Annotated in this window: 13 protein-coding genes, 1 pseudogene and 1 riboswitch; all 14 genes and pseudogenes read left to right on the top strand. The window is 43.4% G+C overall.

Features of this window, described 5'->3' with window-relative positions; genetic code table 11:
• The first annotated feature begins 60 nt into the window (after positions 1 to 60).
• The 14 genes and pseudogenes from GPK81_RS04940 (at position 61) to GPK81_RS04875 (ending at position 16,705) form a co-directional block, all read left to right on the top strand.
• On the top strand, positions 61 to 819 hold the full coding sequence (locus GPK81_RS04940; RefSeq protein WP_021976638.1) for a hypothetical protein: 759 nt from the start codon (positions 61 to 63) through the stop codon (positions 817 to 819).
• A 62-nt stretch (positions 820 to 881) separates the two neighbouring features.
• Positions 882 to 1,736, top strand: a pseudogene (locus GPK81_RS04935) (aldo/keto reductase); the annotation flags it as partial.
• A gap of 129 nt (positions 1,737 to 1,865) precedes the next feature.
• The gene (locus GPK81_RS04930; RefSeq protein WP_118170822.1) at positions 1,866 to 2,162 is read left to right on the top strand and encodes a hypothetical protein; all 297 of its coding nucleotides are present in this window, start codon (positions 1,866 to 1,868) and stop codon (positions 2,160 to 2,162) included.
• Positions 2,163 to 2,360: 198 nt separating this feature from the next.
• On the top strand, positions 2,361 to 3,296 hold the full coding sequence (locus tag GPK81_RS04925; protein WP_330627556.1) for an AraC family transcriptional regulator: 936 nt from the start codon (positions 2,361 to 2,363) through the stop codon (positions 3,294 to 3,296).
• Between the two features lie 85 nt (positions 3,297 to 3,381).
• On the top strand, positions 3,382 to 3,894 hold the full coding sequence (locus GPK81_RS04920; protein ID WP_118064704.1) for a hypothetical protein: 513 nt from the start codon (positions 3,382 to 3,384) through the stop codon (positions 3,892 to 3,894).
• Between the two features lie 321 nt (positions 3,895 to 4,215).
• Entirely contained in the window at positions 4,216 to 5,505 is a 1,290-nt protein-coding gene (locus tag GPK81_RS04915) for an ABC transporter substrate-binding protein (RefSeq protein ID WP_021976632.1), read from the top strand.
• Positions 5,506 to 5,612: 107 nt separating this feature from the next.
• Positions 5,613 to 6,512 carry a carbohydrate ABC transporter permease gene (locus tag GPK81_RS04910; protein WP_118071565.1) on the top strand — a complete coding sequence of 300 codons (900 nt, stop codon included), beginning with the start codon at positions 5,613 to 5,615 and terminating at the stop codon, positions 6,510 to 6,512.
• Positions 6,505 to 7,335: a carbohydrate ABC transporter permease gene (locus GPK81_RS04905; RefSeq protein ID WP_021976630.1), complete on the top strand. Its 831-nt coding sequence runs from the start codon at positions 6,505 to 6,507 to the stop codon at positions 7,333 to 7,335. The genes GPK81_RS04910 and GPK81_RS04905 overlap by 8 nt, the downstream gene beginning before the upstream one ends.
• Positions 7,336 to 7,456: 121 nt before the next feature.
• Entirely contained in the window at positions 7,457 to 9,481 is a 2,025-nt protein-coding gene (locus tag GPK81_RS04900; RefSeq protein ID WP_118064695.1) for a beta-galactosidase, read from the top strand.
• 77 nt (positions 9,482 to 9,558) lie between these two features.
• Positions 9,559 to 10,674 (top strand): phosphotransferase enzyme family protein, encoded by a 1,116-nt coding sequence (locus GPK81_RS04895; RefSeq protein WP_118071566.1) that lies wholly within the window; start codon positions 9,559 to 9,561, stop codon positions 10,672 to 10,674.
• Positions 10,675 to 10,708: 34 nt separating this feature from the next.
• Positions 10,709 to 12,871: a 1,3-beta-galactosyl-N-acetylhexosamine phosphorylase gene (gnpA, locus tag GPK81_RS04890; RefSeq protein WP_021976627.1), complete on the top strand. Its 2,163-nt coding sequence runs from the start codon at positions 10,709 to 10,711 to the stop codon at positions 12,869 to 12,871.
• Positions 12,872 to 12,949: 78 nt separating this feature from the next.
• Positions 12,950 to 13,025, top strand: a riboswitch (cyclic di-GMP riboswitch).
• A gap of 143 nt (positions 13,026 to 13,168) precedes the next feature.
• Positions 13,169 to 14,623 (top strand): PAS domain-containing protein, encoded by a 1,455-nt coding sequence (locus GPK81_RS04885; protein ID WP_215706628.1) that lies wholly within the window; start codon positions 13,169 to 13,171, stop codon positions 14,621 to 14,623.
• Positions 14,624 to 14,811: 188 nt separating this feature from the next.
• Positions 14,812 to 16,167 carry an urease accessory protein UreH domain-containing protein gene (locus GPK81_RS04880; RefSeq protein ID WP_174087645.1) on the top strand — a complete coding sequence of 452 codons (1,356 nt, stop codon included), beginning with the start codon at positions 14,812 to 14,814 and terminating at the stop codon, positions 16,165 to 16,167.
• Positions 16,168 to 16,189: 22 nt separating this feature from the next.
• Complete coding sequence (locus tag GPK81_RS04875; RefSeq protein ID WP_021976624.1) at positions 16,190 to 16,705, top strand: DUF2318 domain-containing protein; 516 nt, start codon at positions 16,190 to 16,192, stop codon at positions 16,703 to 16,705.
• The last annotated feature ends 34 nt before the right edge of the window (positions 16,706 to 16,739 follow it).

Below are 16,739 nucleotides of genomic sequence, written 5' to 3'. Positions count from 1 at the left end.
TTATACCAAAAACCGGAGTGATTTGATATACTTATCACATACGGAAGGAGGAGATATGAAATGTATCGAGTAACAAAAGTGATATCTGCTGCATTGCTGGCCTTTATAATCGTAACTGCGGTTACCGTTGGTCTGGGCAGTATGGCAGATGATGGGGTGATTCTGGATGCGTGGTATGCCATGATCGGATATATCCCGTTTGGAAACGTGCTGGCGCCGTTATGTGTGGATCTTTTTTCAGAATCATTTAATCTTGGAAAAAATATGTCCGAATATCTGATCGGTATAAAAGCACTTACCATGCTGGATTTTTTTCAGGATGTTGTAATATTGCTGCTGACCGCAGTGTGCTTTGAGGCGGTCAATAATTTTGTACAGGTGCTTATGGGTGTGAAAGAAAAGGGCGGAATCTATAATGTTCTCCTGCAGATGATCAGTGGAATGGTAGCTGCGTTGCTTTCCACGTTTGCTGCATCCATTATCCTGAATGTTCTCTGCCGGCAGCTGGTTTCCCTGCCCAAAGCGGTTCAGGGGATTATTTCGGTTCTCGTTACCCTGATCACAGTAAGTGGGGCTGTTGGTGTCCTGTATTTTGTACTGGGAATAGGACTTGCCGGAGCAATTGGATTTGTTTTTCTGAAGATTGTTCTGACAAATACATTGAAAGTTGCAGCCACTTATACAGGAACTTTGCTGGTGCTGTTGTTTCTGAGTGAAAAAGCATATCTGAAAATGGTATCTGCTATTGGTGCGTGGGCGGTTGTGATCATTCTTCTGATCGGAGTGGATATGATGCTTTCCTCTGTTTATGATCATTGAGATATGTTGTGAGATTTACGGATTTGATGTAAATGGCTTCTCGATAAAATTTTTGGGGGCGTTATAAAGCACAGGATACAGCTAACGGATATTCAGCAGGAACCAGCGAGGAATATCTTGGCCGTGCGCTAAAAGATAACATTGCCAGAGATAAAGTTGTGATCGCGTCCAAGGTTTATTTTAACCCGGGCCGTCTTTCCAGAGAAGCCATCATGCGGGAAATCGACGGAAGCCTGAAACGTCTGGGAACGGATTATCTGGATCTGTATATCATCCACAGATTTGATTATGAAACACCCATAGAGGAAACCATGGAAGCACTCCATGATCTGGTAAAAGCCGGAAAAGTACGCGCTTTGGGTGCTTCCGCTATGTACGGATATCAGTTCTACAATATGCAGCTTGCAGCCAGGGACAATAACTGGACACCATTTTCCGTAATGGAAGATCATTACAATCTTCTTTACAGGGAAGATGAAAGAGAACTGATCCCGATCTGTAACCAGATGAATGTTTCACGGATGCCATACAGTCCTCTTGCAGCCGGACATCTGGCAAGGCCGCAGTGGAAGTCTGATTCCCTCAGAGGAAAAACAGACCGGGTTGCGGTGGGAAAATACGACCGTATGGAACAGCAGGATATTAAGATCGTAAAACGGGTTCAAGAACTTTCTGAGAAACATAACTGTAAAATGTCCCAGATTGCCATTGCATGGCAGTGGGCAAAAGGAGTAACAGCACCAATCGTTGGAGCTACCAGGACAGGATATCTGGATGATGCGACAAATGCACTGAATGTAAAACTTTCTCCGGAAGACATTGCATATCTGGAAGAGATGTACGTTCCCCATCCCATCGTAGGCGCAATCGACAAAAATCCGGCAGAAGGTGTGATCCTTCTGGATGAGAAGAAATAAGAGGCGCCGAAATGTTTTCTGATAAACAGTTAAAAGATATGATACTTCCACTCCTGATGGAATACCCTGATCTTTCTGATAACACCACTGCTCATAAAAATTTTTGCGGTTTCCAGGCAGACAGGACAGATGATCCTCTATCTGGTATTGATCCATAATATAGCCAATGCAGTGGTATTTCCATTTGCGGATCCTCTGGGAAAAGGCCTCCGGGCAGCAGGTGATGCCATGTTTACCATGGGAATCTCTTTGGTTACGACCATTGGTGTGAGACTGATCTTTTCCATATTGTTTGGAATCGTCCTGAATCTGGGAGTCATCGGAATCGCACTGGCTATGTGTCTGGACTGGACGGTCCGTGGAGTGATCTTCTGGATCCGTTTCCGCCAGGGCAAATGGAAAACCTATCGGGTGATCGGTGAATGACCGGAACAGAACAATAAATAAAACAAAGAAAATAAATAAAAAAGCAATTTGCAGAATGCACAGATATCAACAGATCAGAGCTTTCTGCCGGTTGCTTTTTTTGGCAGATAGCTGTAAGATAACAAAGACTTTATGCGAGTGCGGATGTTTTTATCTGCCTGACATGCAGACACAGGAAAAATATACGGAGGAATATCTGTGGCAAAAAAACGAAAACCCAAAATGGAGCTACGGTATTACAAAATGCCGGAAGGTAGCCCGATCCTTGCATTGCTGGGCCAGAAATGGATACAAAATTACGGAAATGATGTAGATTATCTTCATTTTCATAATTATCTGGAGATTGGTTTCTGTTATGAAGGCCAGGGATTTCTGGTTCTTGGAGAAGACAAGGTACGGTTTCATGACCGGGAATTTACGGTGATCCCGCCCAACTATCCCCACACCACAAACAGTGATCTTGGCACCATCAGCCGCTGGGAATATCTTTTTATTGATGTGGAAGGCTTTCTGGATAAATTCATTGATAATTCGGTAAAAAAAGAAAAGATTGTTCATCGTATCAATTCCAGAGCACTTTTTCTGAATGAAAAGGAGAACCGTTCTATGGCAGACAAGATTCGGAAGATCCTGGATATCATGCGGGACGGGGAAGAATTTTATCTGGAAGAAGCCAAGGGGATTTTGGCATCACTTCTTGTGGAAATCGCAAGGATCAACCGGGATTCTGGGGAAGAACGTTACAGTGAGGGCAGAGGAAAAATCATGGATATGATTTCTAGATTCCAGGGTTATATTTCTGATCATTACATGGAAGATCTTCGGATTGATGAGCTGGCAGAATACTGTCACATCAGCGAGACACATCTGCGCCGGATCTTTACGACTTACATGAAGATGAGCCCGCTGGAATATATCAATACCATCCGGATTCAGGCGGCCTGTGACTATCTGAAAAAGACGGATCAGCCCATTGCGGATGTGGCACATAAGTGTGGCTTTACGACGAATTCCACTTTTAACCGGAATTTTCGTAAGGTTACGGGGATGACACCTCTGGAGTGGAGAAAACGTCCTGAGAATTACGAACAGCAGCTCCTTAAGTTTGATATCCATTCAGAGGAAGGCTGGTAAAATAACAAAAACAGATCTGAGAATCTGGCATAACAGAATAAATATCGTACTATATGCCGGATCAGACAGATGGAAAGAGGAAAAAATGTACGACTACAGAATTGTGGAGCAGGTCTCCCGAAAAAAGAAACATATGTCAGGCGCCCTCAGAAAAGTGATGGTGATCTTTGCGGTACTTTTTGTACTGATGGGAATCACCATCTCCCAGGCGTTTATGCTTCCGGGGTTTCTGCTGGCGCTGCTTTATTTTGTGTATGATATTTTCAGTCAGAGAGATTATGAATATATACTGGAGAACGGGCAGCTGACCATTGATGTGATCTATGGTAAAAAATACCGGAAAACAGCTCATGTGCTGAATCTCGAGGAGATGGAGGTGACCGCACCTCATTACCACGAAAAAGTGGCAAAATACAAAAAGAATTCCGGTACAGAGAAGCTGAAAAAATATGATTATACTTCTTATGAAGAGGATGTACCATACTATACCATGATCATCCGGGAAGATGGACGGAAAATAAAACTTCTTCTGGATCTGACAGAAGAAATGCTGCATACGATGAAAACGCAGTTTCCGGAAAAGGTTTATTTTGCATAATATGTTAAAATGTTTGTGAAATATGTATAAAAAATAGCATATATTTTTATGAAATAGAAACAAAAACCTTCTTTTTTGGCGAAAAATATTCGCAGAATGTCGAAAAAGAAGGTTTTTCTTTGCCATGATGACCAATGAGAAAAATGAAAAACACTCAAAATGCATAAAAAAGCAGGTGCCTGAATCATGAAATAGTGCAAAATCAATAAAATGGTTGAAATTGCACATTATATGAACGGTTCTGCAAACTATGGCCGGAATACGGATGCTATAATCCATTCATAAGCAAACGGGAAATGCTTAATAAAGGAGGAAAAGTAAATGAAGAAAAAATTACTCGCAGTATTAATGACAGGCATTATGGCAATGTCTTTCGCTGCAACAACTACAGCAGTATATGCAAAAGGTGACGATGACAATACACTGACCGTATGGGCATGGGACCAGAACTTTAACATCAAGGCTATGAACATTGCAGGTGAGCAGTATGCAAAGGATCATGAAGGATTTAAAGTAGATGTAGTTGAGACATCTTCCGATGACTGCCAGACGAAACTTACAACAGCTGCAAACGCCGGAGATTACAGCACACTTCCGGACATCGTTCTGATGCAGGACAACAGCTACCAGAAATATCTGAAGAGCTATCCGGACGCTTTCACAGATCTGAAAGACATGGACATCAACTGGGATGATTTTGGAAAACTGAAACAGTCCTACTCCATGGTAGATGATACACATTACGGTGTTCCATTTGATAATGGTGCAACAATCGCCTGCTACCGTACCGATATCCTGGAAGAGGCAGGATACACCATCGATGACCTTACAGATATCACATGGAGTAAATTCGAGGAGATCGGTAAAGATGTTCATGAGAAAACCGGTAAATACCTCCTTACAAGTGAGGCAACAGGCGGCGATACTCTGATGATGATGATCCAGTCCTGTGGAGCAAACTTCGTAAATGAGGATGGAGAAGCTTACATTGTAGGAAATGATGTAGCTGAGAAATGTGTAGATCTTTATGTAGACCTTGTAAAGAACGATGTTGTTAAATTAGTAAACAACTGGGATGAGTACATCTCCACAATCACAAGCGGTGAGGCAGCAGGTATCGTTAACGGTAACTGGATCACAGCTACACTGATGGGAACAGAGGATCAGAAGGGTCTGTGGCAGATCACAACAATGCCGAAAGTTGACGGTGTTGACACAGCTACAAACTATGCGAACAACGGTGGTTCTTCCTGGTATATCACATCCAACTGCAAGAACGTAGAGCTTGCTGAGGACTTCCTTGCAAGCACATTTGGTTCCAGTACAGATTTCTATGATGCGATCCTTCCGGAAACAGGAGCAATCTCCTGCTACCTGCCAGCTGGTGAGTCTGACGTTTACAACGAGCCAAGCGAGTTCTTCAACAACCAGCCAATCTTCTCAACAATTGTAGAGTACTCTTCACACATTCCGGAATTCACAAAGACTCCGTATCACTATGAGGCAAGAGAGTGCATCAACACAGCAGTTGTTAATATCGTAAACGGCGCAGACAAAGAGTCTGCACTTCAGGAAGCACAGGATACACTGGCATTCAAGATGACAGAGTAAGATCTGAAAGCTGCATTCTGAAATGAATAAGTAAATACGAAGCAGGGGACTGCATGCAGTCCCCTGTCTTATGTAAAGGCTTAAGAGGTTTGAAAGGAGGAGTTCCTGTGAATTCCAAAAAAAGTGGCATGTCTCTGGTAGCGAAACAGAGAGCGGCAGGCTGGATCTTTCTGGCACCTGCAACCATCATGATCGCTGTCATGAGTTTTTATCCGATGATCCGTGCATTTATCATTTCTTTACAGACAGGTGCCGGAGCAAACATGAGGTTTGCGGACCCGATCTTCAGTAACTACAAACGTATCATGATGGATAAAGTATTTCAGCAGTCCATCGTCAACACATTTTTATATCTTATTATTCAGGTACCGATCATGCTGATCCTTGCGATCCTGCTTGCACAGCTTCTGAATAACAAAGATCTGAAATTCAAAGGATTTTTCCGTACATGTGTATTCCTTCCATGTGCGACATCTCTGGTATCTTATTCTCTGATCTTCCGTTCCATGTTTGCAACAGACGGTCTGATCAACAGTATCCTGATCAAGCTTGGAATTTTAACAACCGGTTATAATTTCCTGGGTAACTCCACAAGTGCAAAGATTGTAATCATCATCGCGCTGATCTGGAGATGGACAGGATATAACATGGTATTCTATCTGGCAGGTCTTCAGAATATCGAATATTCCGTATACGAGGCAGCAAAGATCGATGGTGCCAACGGATGGAAGACTTTCTGGAAAATTACCGTACCACTTCTGAAACCGACAATTATCATGACATTTATCATGTCAATCAATGGTACACTGCAGTTGTTCGACGAGTCTGTCAACCTGACAAAAGGTGGCCCGGCGAACACTACCATCACAATGTCCCATTATGTTTATAATACATGCTTTATCAATGTGCCAAACTTCGGATATGCGGCAGCAATGTCATTTATCATATTTATCATGGTAGCGATCCTGGCATTTATCAACTTGAAAGTAGGTGATACACGTGACTGAGAAAAAGAACAAATCCGCGATCCAGAGAAGATTGATCCCTACCTATATTTTTCTGATCATCGTATCATTTATCTCTGTATTTCCACTGTACTGGATGATCTCCGCAGCAACTAATACAACTACTGATGTATCCAGAGGCCGGATTCTTCCAGGTACATATTTTATGGAAAACTTTAAGAACCTGACTGCACAGCAGCCGCTGTGGAGAGCACTTGGAAACTCTCTGTTTTATGCGGTCCTTACTACTGTACTCTGCCTTCTGATCTGCTCCATCGCAGGTTATGGATTTGAAGTATATCATGACAGATGGAAAGACAGACTGTTTTCCATCCTGCTTCTTGCCATGATGGTTCCACAGGTTGCAACAATGGTTCCTTTATTTAAGATGTTCTCCAAAGCAGGACTCTTAAATACAGCGGTAGGTTTTATCCTTCCGATCCTTTCTACACCATTCATGATCATGATGTTCCGTCAGAATGCAAGAGCATTCCCGATCGACATTATTGAGGCAGCACGTATTGATGGGTTAAGCGAGGTAAGGATCTTCTTCCAGATGTTTATCCCGACAATGAAATCTACCTATGCGGCAGCAGCAGTTATCACATTCATGAATGCATGGAATGCTTATCTGTGGCCGAAGGTAATCATGACAGACAACAAGGCGTTGACTATGCCGATGCTGATCGCCAATTTGATCACCGGATATGTGACAGATTACGGTATGCTGATGTGCGGCGTATTATTCTGTTCTATTCCGACTATGATCGTATTCTTCGTATTACAGAAACAGTTCGCAGAAGGTATTACCGGAGCTGTTAAATAAGATTCAAATTTAAAAGGATGCTGTCGAAAGCTGTAGGTGTATTGTATAATATGCTTCAAGTGGATCACACAGCATCCTTTTTATAAAGTGTCATAATAAAAAATATAAGGAGAAAGAAAAAATGGCAAAGCAGATCAGATATGACCATTTCCTGCACGGTGGCGATTACAACCCGGAGCAGTGGCTGGACAGACCGGACATTCTGAAAAAAGATATCGAATATTTTAAGAAAGCACATATCAACACGGTTTCCATGGGGATGTTTTCCTGGGCTGTACTGGAGCCGGAAGAAGGGAAATATAACTTTGACTGGCTGGAAGCGGTAATTAACAATCTGTATAAAGAAGGCATTTATACGATCCTTTCCACACCATCCGGAGCCAGACCGAAATGGATGGCAGATAAATACGAGGAAGTTCTCCGTATGGACCCGGATCGGACAAGAAGATTTTTCGGTGGAAGACATAACCACTGTTATACTTCTCCTGTATACCGTGAAAAGATTTTTAATATCAATAAGAAGCTTTCCGAACGCTTCGGAAAACATCCGGCAGTGATCCTGTGGCATATTTCCAATGAATACGGCGGGGAATGTCACTGTCCTCTGTGCCAGGAAAAATTCCGGGAATGGCTGAAAGAGAAATATGGAACCATTGAGAATCTGAATTCCAGATGGTGCACAACCTTCTGGAGCCATACCTACAACAGCTTTGACCAGATCGAAAGTCCGTCACCAAAAGGAGAAAATGCGCTTCATGCACTGACTCTGGACTGGAAACGTTTTGTTACAGACAGAACTGTAGATTTCATGAAACATGAGATTTCTGCGATCCGCGCAGGCGGGTCAGATCTTCCGGCAACCGCCAATCTGATGTACGACTACGACGGACTTGACTATAAAAAGTTTAAGGATGTTATGGATATCGCTTCTTGGGATAATTACCCAAGCTGGCATAAAAAAGACAACTATACCACAGCAGTGGATGGAGCCTTGCAGCACGACCTTATGAGGAGTATCAAAAAAGCACCGTTCCTTCTGATGGAATCCTGTCCTTCTGCAACCAACTGGAAGCCGATCAATAAGCTGAAAAAACCGGGAATGCATCTGGCTGCTTCCCTGCAGGCAGTCGCCCATGGTTCCGACAGTGTCCTGTATTTCCAGCTCCGCCAGAGTCAGGGTGCCTCCGAGAAATTCCACGGTGCGGTGATCGATCACTATGGCGGTGATGATACCAGAGTTTTTCGTGAAGTGACAGAGGTAGGAAAAGTTCTGGAACAGATCCAGGAAACTGTGGGAAGTGTAACGAAGTCTCCGGTGGCTGTTCTTTATGACCGTGAAAATGACTGGGCGCTGAAAGATGCCCAGGGACCTCGAAATGAAGATATGCATTACCAGGAAAACGTACAGAAACAATATCGTGCACTTCGAAGAAAAGGTTATAATACCGATATTATCAGTATGGAACATGACCTGTCTGATTATAAGCTGGTAACAGTACCGATGGCCTATATGTTCTATCACGGATACGCCGAAAAGCTTCGTACCTTTGCTGAAAATGGAGGTACACTGGTAATTTCCTACTGGTCCGGACTTGTAGATGAGACGGATAAATGTTATCTTGGGGGAACGCCTCACGGTCTCATGGAAACAGCAGGCATCCGTGCAGAAGAAATCGATGCGCTTTATGACTGGGAAGAAAATACCGGTATTCCGGAAACCGGAAATCACCTCAAACTTACAGAAAGCTATACCTGCAAAAATCTCTGTGAGCTAGCAAAAGTTTCCGATGCGGAAGTGCTGATGCGTTACGGAAAAGATTTTTATCAGGGCTATCCGGTGCTGACTCACAAAAAATATGGAAAAGGCCATGTTTACTATGTGGCAGCCGATATGGAAGCAGCCTTTTATGAGGACTTCCTGGGACGAGCAGCAGAAGAAGCCGGTGTGGAGATGCCGCTTACGTTTATACCGGAAGGAGTTTCTGTGACAACCAGGGAAAATGAAGATACGGAATATCTGTTTATCCAGAATTTCGGGGAGAAAACGGAAACAGTTTCTGTTCCGGAAGGTTACGAAGTCCTTTATGGATCGGACAGTGAAATTATGGCCCCGCTTACTACAAGAATCTTAAAGGGGAAAAAATAATCACAGCAAAAAAGTATAAAGCATATCTGCTTTCGGACGGTATGCTTTTTACTGCTGTCTGGGAAAGAGAAGGTAAGATGACAAAGATACAAAAAGAAGAGATAAAAAAAATCGCGGATCAGTTTGCATTTACCGGGGAACTGATTTCCTGCGCCCCCTGCGGAAGCGGGCATATCAATAGAACCTACATGCTGAGATACCGGATCGGAGAAATGGGCTCCATCAAGGTGATCCTCCAGAAGATCAACAGGGAGATCTTTCAGAAACCGGAAGAGCTTATGGAAAATATCGCAGGAGTCACCGGACATCTGAAAAAGAAGGTCATTGAGAAGGGTGGAGATCTGGAACGGGAAGTTCTGAATCTGATTCCCACAAAAGAGGGAAAAGCATATCTGACAGATGAGAACGGAGAGTGCTGGAGAGCCTATATTTTTATTACAGATGCGGTAAGCTATGATCTGGTGGAAAAACCGGAGGATTTTTACGAAAGTGCTGTTGCATTTGGAAAATTTCAGGAAATGCTGGCTGATTATCCGGCAGAGACTCTGCATGAAACCATAAAGGATTTCCATGATACAAAAAAGCGTTTTCAGGCGCTGAAAGATGCCGTGGAAAAGGACTGCTGTCACCGTGCCGCATCGGTAAAAGAAGAAATTGCGTTTGCACTGCAGCATGAAGATCTGGCTGGAATATTTGGAAAACTTCTGGAAAATGGGGAAGTTCCACTTCGGGTAACCCATAACGATACAAAACTGAATAATATCATGATCGATCTGGAAACGGGAAAGGGAATCTGTGTGGTCGATCTGGATACTGTAATGCCAGGACTGGCCATGAATGATTTTGGTGATGCGATCCGGTTCGGAGCCAGCACTGCGCTGGAAGATGAGAAAGATTTAAGTAAAGTCTCCTGTGACATGGAGCTCTACGAGATTTACGTGAAAGGTTTTCTGGAAAGTTGTGGAGACAAGTTAAACGCCAGGGAGATCGAGATGCTTCCTATGGGCGCCAAGGTGATGACCTATGAATGTGGCATCCGTTTTCTTACTGACTATCTGGAAGGAGATCATTATTTTAAAATCGACCGTGAAGACCATAATCTGGACCGCTGTCGTACACAGTTTAAGCTGGTGGCAGATATGGAGCAGAAATGGGAGCAGATGCAGGCAATCGTAAAAAAATATCAGAAATAAAAAACAGGGGATTTTTACAATGGAGGTAAAGATAATGAGCGAGACAAAAGGAAGAGTGACCATCCCGACAGATCTGGATGTGATTCCGGAGACACTGAAAATGCTGGATGAGTGGGGTGCAGATGCCATCCGTGACTGTGACGGAACAGAATTTCCGGCAGAGCTGAAAAATACAGGGGCCAAGATATATGCTACCTATTATACTACCAGAAAGGATAATGCCTGGGCGAAGGCACATCCGGAAGAGATCCAGCAGATGTATATCATGACATCTTTTCACACGGCAGTTTCCGATACTCTGGAGATACACCTGATGGACCATCTGTATCCGGATATGCTTGCTGTCAATACCAGAGATGATATTAAAAGATGGTGGGAAGTTATGGACCGTACCACAGGAGAGGCTGTCGGTACAGAAGAATGGTCCTATGATGAAAAATCCGGAAATGTGGTGATCCGTCCGGCAAAAGAGTTTCATGAGTATACGGTAAGTTTTCTTGCATATATCATGTGGGACCCGGTACATATGTACAATGCTGTTGTCAATGACTGGAAGGATGTAGAGCCTCAGATCACCTTTGATGTGCGCCAGCCTGCAACACGGGCACATTCCCTGGAACGTCTCCGCAGATTTCTGGATTCGCATGATTATGTGAACGTGGTACGATTTACCACATTTTTTCATCAGTTTACGCTGATCTTTGACGAGATGGCAAGAGAAAAATATGTGGACTGGTTTGGATATTCTGCCTCAGTGAGCCCTTATATTCTGGAACAGTTTGAGCGGGAAGTAGGCTATAAATTCCGTCCGGAGTTTATCATTGACCAGGGGTATATGAATAATACCTACCGTATCCCGTCAAAGGAATTTAAAGATTTCCAGGCTTTTCAGAGAAGAGAAGTGGCAAAGCTTGCAAAGGAAATGGTAGATATTGTCCATGAGTATGGAAAAGAAGCCATGATGTTCATGGGCGATCACTGGATCGGCATGGAGCCTTTTATGGATGAGTTTGCTTCCATCGGACTGGATGCAGTAGTGGGAAGTGTTGGAAACGGAGCAACCTTACGTCTGTTCAGCGATATCAAACATGTAAAATATACAGAAGGAAGATTTCTTCCATACTTTTTCCCGGATACCTTCCATGAAGGCGGAGATCCGGTAAAAGAGGCAAAAGTAAACTGGGTAACTGCAAGAAGAGCTATCCTTCGAAGCCCGATCCAGAGAATCGGCTATGGCGGCTATCTGAAGCTGGCTCTGGAATTTCCGGATTTCGTACAGTATATCAAAGAAGTATGCCAGGAATTTCGTGTGCTCTATGACAATATCCAGGGAACCACGCCATACTGCGTAAAACGTGTGGCAGTTTTAAACTGCTGGGGAAAAATGCGCTCCTGGGGCAACCATATGGTACATCATGCTATCTATTACAAACAGAATTATTCTTATTTTGGAATCATCGAGGCATTAAGCGGTGCGCCGTTTGATGTTTCCTTTATCAGTTTCGATGATATCCGTGAAAATAAAGATCTTCTTAATGATTTTGACGTGATCATCAATGTAGGTGATGCGGACACTGCACAGTCCGGCGGCGAGAACTGGGCAAATCCGGAAATCCTTACAGCAGTGCGGAAATTTGTCTACAATGGCGGCGGTTTTATCGGCGTTGGTGAGCCGGCAGCCCACCAGTGGCAGGGAAAATTCTTTCAGCTGGATGATATCCTGGGAGTAGAGGAAGAAAGAGGATTTAATCTCAATACAGACAAATACAACTGGGAAGAACACAGAGATCATTTTATTCTGGAAGATACAGACGGAACCGTAGATTTCGGCGAGGGCAAAAAGAATATCTTTGCACTGCCGGATACGAAGATCCTGATCCAGAAAGACCAGGAAGTCCAGATGGCGGTAAAAACCTTCGGAAAGGGTCGTGGCGTTTATATCAGCGGGCTGCCTTACAGCTTTAAAAACAGTCGTATTCTGTACAGATCCGTGCTCTGGTCTGCGGCAGCAGAGGATGAACTTCACCGCTGGTTCTCGTCTAATTATAATGTGGAAGTTCATGCCTATGTGAAAAACGGAAAGTATTGTGTGGTAAATAACACCTATGAACCACAGGATACAACTGTTTATACAGGGGACGGAAAGAGCTTTGAAATTCATCTCTCTGCCAATGAGATCCGCTGGTATCAGATCTGACAGATGTTTTGCAAAACTCTGTAAGAGAGCTGTTGACAGGCATTTATAAATGAGTGTATAATAGTACAGATTTGAAAGAGAATATATGGGCAAAGCAGTTGAAAAGCTGTGACGCAAAGCTAAAGGGCCTTTAAAATGGCAGCCAGCTGCAGGGAATAGAAACAGGGAATGGTATAGTTGCATGTCTATAGCCTGACCCTGTTTTTTTGTTGGAAGAACAGATAAAATGCATTGCGGTTTCCTGCGCGTTACAGGGATTTTCCAAAAGCTGCAAATGGTGAAATATGGAGTGAACAGTTGATAAACAAGGCACTATTTGAAGAAGAAAATTTATATATAGTGGGAGAGTCCCATCTTTGTGAGGAGACGTATGCGGCCATACGGAAAAACATCGAAAATAACCAGGCGGTAGGTGTTCTGGCCGGATATTATGACCGTGATCTTACAATTGCTTATATCAGTGAATTTTTTCTTCACAATCTTGGATATACCTATGAAGAATTTATGGAAAAATTTTCCGGATCGCTGAAAAATGTATTCTGTGGGCAGAACTGTACGTTTGCAAAGATCGAACGTTTTAAAAAGATCCATGGAGTAGGCGAAGCACAGATGCTGAATAAAGAAGGTGCACCGGTTAATGTGCGTGTATATAAGAAAGATACCATTGACAGTGAAGGAAACGCATTATGGATATTATCCACGCACATTGACGAGATGCAGGAAAATCTGGAACTGGTAAATCAGGTGCTCAGTTCCGGGTTCTGGTCTGTAGAATGTGCTCAGTCCGGAAATCCTGAATCAGTTTTCTTCAGTCATGAATTTCGAAAGATGCTTGGATATCATGATACTCTGGATTTTCCCAACAATCTGGAAACATGGGAAAGGGGAATTCATCCACGGGACCTTGAGGAGGTTTCCAGGACTTTTCAGGAAGCTTTTCAGGATAAGACCAATGAGAAAAAATATGATGTGGAATACCGCATGCGTATGGCGGATGGAACTTATCAGTGGTTTAAGGATAAGGGAGAGGTGAGCCGTCGTGCGGACGGAACTGCTTTTCGTATGGCCGGGATTTTTATAAATATTGATGCGGAGAAGAGAGCGAGACAGTATACGCAGAGAGTAGATGCTTTTCACCGTGCATACACAACGGCAAATCTCTGTGAATACTATGTGGATCTTCAGGAAAACAGCTTTAATTCTCTGAAGGTGGAAGAAACATTATCCGGACTGTTTGAGGAGAGCAGTACCTGGGATGAGCTGATCGATCTGCCGGTACTTGTGGTAGATGATGATCAGAATTGCTGCGAGAATACGGTGGCACTTCTGGAAGAAATAGGAATCGACGGGGAGTGGGTAACATCCGGAGAAGAAGCAGGTGTGGATGAATTTATTGCAAAACCGCTGTTCCGCTCCCGCCTGACAGCTACATTTAAGAATATTCTTGAAGGAAAGCCAAGCTCTGATGCCAAACATTACCTGTCAGATATTATACAGTGTGATTACACAGGAAAAAGAGTACTGCTTGTAGAGGATAACGATCTGAACTCTGAGATCGCAAAAGAAATCATAGGGATGACCGGAGCAGAGGTCGTGACAGCAGAAAACGGAAAGACAGCAGTGGATATGATTTCTTCCGGCAACGCCTTTGCGGAAGATGTTCAGCTTGCCAGAAGTGCCGGAATGAATGAACACATTTCCAAACCACTGGATATGACAAGGCTTCGGGATGTGATGAGAAAGTGGCTGTAAAGTCTGACTGGTTAAAAGGTGAAGATTCTGTGAAATCGGCCTTTACCATTGACAGAAGAAAAATACAATAATATAATTAAACCTATCGTAAAAGTAGGATATAAAAACTGTTACAGTAGAAATAAGATCTATTGTAACAGTTTTTTATTTTATCGCTTTACAAACTTTATGAGAAAGGATGCAAAACAGTGAAGCATACGGTTATTTATATTGATGGTATGACCTGTATTAACTGTCAGTCGAGGATCTGGAATGTACTGAAATTAAGACCGGAGATCACGGGAATTACAGTCAGCTATGAATATTCACGGGCAGAGTTTGACTATGATTCGAAGAAAATCGGGATGAAAGAAATTGTAAAAATGATCGAGGATCTGGGATATCAGGTAATTCCCGCGGAACAGTTTCGCAGGAAACAGCTTCGTCAGGCAGCAGCGGAAATTTTTGCGATCGCCCTTTTATTTGTGATCCTGCAGCGTTTTGGAATTCTTAACCATCTTGCGCCGGATTCTCTTGCCGAGACAGGAATGGGATATGGAATGCTGTTTGTCATTGGTCTGATCACTTCTGTACACTGCATTGCCATGTGCGGCGGGATCAATCTTTCTCAGACCTTGCAGAAGCAAGAAGCGAACGCAGAGGAAATATCAAGGTCAATGTTTCGGAATACATTTTCCTATAATATGGGACGGGTTGTTTCCTATACCGTGATCGGAGGATTTCTCGGGGCCGTAGGAGGTCTGGCTGGAATTGGGGACAGTTTACAGGCTTCCACAGTGTTTCAGGGGTCTCTGAAACTCCTGGCCGGAATTATCATGGTCGTTATGGGTGTGAATATGCTGGGGATTTTTCCGGGGCTTCGGAAACTGAGAATCCACATTCCATTTCCTGGAGGGAAATCTTTATGGAAAAAAAGGACGCCTTTTCTAGTTGGACTGTGTAACGGGTTCATGCCCTGTGGACCGTTGCAGTCTATGGAGATTGTTGCACTGGCTTCCGGAAGCTGGGTAGCAGGAGCTTTTTCCATGTTCTGCTTCAGTATGGGAACGGTTCCTCTGATGCTTGGATTTGGCTCAATTTTTTCTGCACTGGGAAAGAAATTTACCAGACAGATCCTGAAAACAGGAGCGATCCTGGTGGTTGTTATGGGACTTGCCATGATGTCTCAGGGAAGCGTGCTGTCAGGTTTGGAAAGCAGGTCCGGCGAAAAGGTAGCAGCAGAAGCGGATAATGTGCAGAATGATGATCAGACAGATGTGGCAGTGGAAAAAGATGGAGTGCAGTATGTTTCCAGTACGCTGCGTTCTGGATGGTATCCGGATATTACTGTGAAGGCAGGGGAACCTGTGAAGTGGGAGATCAATGTACCGGAGGGCAGCATCAATGGATGTAATTATAGGATGATCCTTCAGGATTTTGGAATGGATCATACTTTCGAGAACGGAGAAAATGTCATCGAATTTATACCGGAAAAAGAAGGCGTCTATACGTATAGCTGCTGGATGGGCATGATCACAGGGACTATTTATGTAACAGGAAAATAAAAACAGAGGAGTAATGTTAAAGATGAAAAAAATTATGATAACAGGTATGGCGTTTCTTATAGCAATGACGGCGCTTGCAGGATGTGGAAATGTAACAGAAACAGAAACTACAGAAGAGACTTCCGCAGCAGATGGAAATCAGGAAATCAGCGTCAGTTCCGGTGGGAATCTGACCATACCGGTTGATGAACTGACAGAAAATGCAGTCTTTTATCCTGCAAATGTAGATGGCACGGAAATGGAAGTGATCGCAGTAAAGACTTCGGATGGAACTATCCGTACCGCTTTTAATACCTGTCAGATCTGTTATGATTCCGGAAATGGTTATTACAAACAGGAAGACGATAAACTGGTCTGCCAGAACTGTGGAAATTCTTTTACCATGGATCAGGTAGGAGAAACTGCAGGAGGCTGCAATCCCTGGCCGATTCTGGAAAGTGACTGGATACTTGCAGATGGTAAGATCCAGATATCTTATGATTTTCTGAAGGATTCCGCAGATATTTTTGCAAACTGGAAGGGTGCATATCAGAGTTAATGCAGCATTGACAGGAAAAAGAAAACATCATATA

The sequence above is a fragment of the Blautia sp. MCC283 genome (assembly GCF_018785565.1).
In the GTDB taxonomy this organism is placed as follows: domain Bacteria; phylum Bacillota; class Clostridia; order Lachnospirales; family Lachnospiraceae; genus Blautia_A.
The sequence above is the reverse complement of the archived record's forward strand: the minus strand, read 5'-3'. Positions and strand labels throughout refer to the sequence as shown.